Here is a 528-nt window from a genome sequence, read left to right as displayed (position 1 = left end):
TAACGCCGCATTAAGGGGTGAACAACGCCACCACTTAACCTAAACCATTGTGCCGTAAACGCTTAAGCTAATTCAAACCAAAACTGCCAAGCGTTGTGAATCCCTCTTAAATGCTTTGTTAGCAAGGTTTTGCAAAGGCTATGATGTGACCATCAATATCTTTGCTATAACCTACAGTGTGCCCCCAATCCCTTTCCTGTACCGGACTCATTTCTACTCCGCCAAAGTTCAAGCTACGTTTGTGGTAATCATGAGGATTATCTACTACCAAGTACAACTCTGAGCTAGGGTTAAGGCAAGCTTCACTAGAGGATGTGCAGTCCATACCTAATAGTTTATTTATGCCCGCATACGGCATCAAACCTAGCTTACAGTTGTTACTCAGCTGAAACTCTGTCATGCCCGGAACGTCCAATACTGGGGTTAAACCCAATACATGTTCATAGAATTTGGAACTCGCTTCTTGATTCAATACATATAATATGTAACGCGAAAACATACACTTACTCCTTTAAGCTTGCTAACGCC

The 528-nt window shown here is 42.4% G+C and carries 1 protein-coding gene; it reads right to left on the bottom strand.

The genetic code is table 11. From position 1 onward, the window contains the following. Nucleotides 1-118: 118 nt before the first annotated feature. Nucleotides 119-499 carry a glyoxalase gene (locus CBX98_RS25340; RefSeq protein ID WP_109170539.1) on the bottom strand — a complete coding sequence of 127 codons (381 nt, stop codon included), beginning with the start codon at nucleotides 497-499 and terminating at the stop codon, nucleotides 119-121. Nucleotides 500-528: the final 29 nt, after the last annotated feature.

It is taken from the genome of Vibrio sp. T9 (genome assembly GCF_003123985.1).
GTDB lineage: Bacteria > Pseudomonadota > Gammaproteobacteria > Enterobacterales > Vibrionaceae > Vibrio > Vibrio diabolicus.
This window is presented reverse-complemented; position numbering and strand designations above follow the sequence as displayed.